1 protein-coding gene is annotated in these 639 nt (G+C 43.0%); it reads left to right on the top strand.

The genetic code is table 11. From position 1 onward, the window contains the following. Positions 1–16: 16 nt before the first annotated feature. On the top strand, positions 17–436 hold the full coding sequence (locus R7E38_RS23055; RefSeq protein ID WP_005461138.1) for a CBS domain-containing protein: 420 nt from the start codon (positions 17–19) through the stop codon (positions 434–436). The last annotated feature ends 203 nt before the right edge of the window (positions 437–639 follow it).

Here is a 639-nt window from a genome sequence, read left to right as displayed (position 1 = left end):
CGCTAAGGAGATAAGAATGCATTCATTAAAAGTAAAAGATTACATGACGTTGCAAGCGGTGACTTTCACTAAAGACATGTCACTCACAGCCGCTTTGAACAAAGTGATGCAGAGCGTGACGCTTGGTGGTCCAGTCATTGATGAAAACGAAAAAGTAGTGGGGTTCTTATCTGAACAAGATTTGTTAGATAAGTTGGTGAAAGCCAGCTACCACTGCCAAGATACACATACTGTGCAAGAGTGTATGCATGAAGATGTGTTGTCCGTCTCGCCAGAAATGTCGGTCATTGAATTGGCGGATATGATGAAAGTCGGTAAGCCAAAAATGTACCCAGTAGTTGACGACCGAGGAAAGCTTGTTGGAATCATCACTCGCCGTGATGTTCTGCGCGCTATTGGGATGACGTTAAACGAATGCTTTAAACATCCAGTTTGATGACGCCATCGACATGGCTACTTCGAAAGGCGCTGCGGCGTCTTTCTTTTTTCGGAAAAAGGCTGAGGTTGAGCGAAGTGGTTATTTTTCTCTTTTAACAAAATTCGTCTTGACCTTGGAGCTAGCTCCAAGGTTTATCCTTAGTGGTAGATGAACAGTCTCAGCCAATAAGGAAAACAAACTATTTGTACAAAACATCAAGG

Origin of the sequence: Vibrio sp. Vb2131, from assembly GCF_033338535.1 — a bacterium.
Lineage (GTDB): Bacteria > Pseudomonadota > Gammaproteobacteria > Enterobacterales > Vibrionaceae > Vibrio > Vibrio alginolyticus.
The sequence above is the reverse complement of the archived record's forward strand: the minus strand, read 5'-3'. Positions and strand labels throughout refer to the sequence as shown.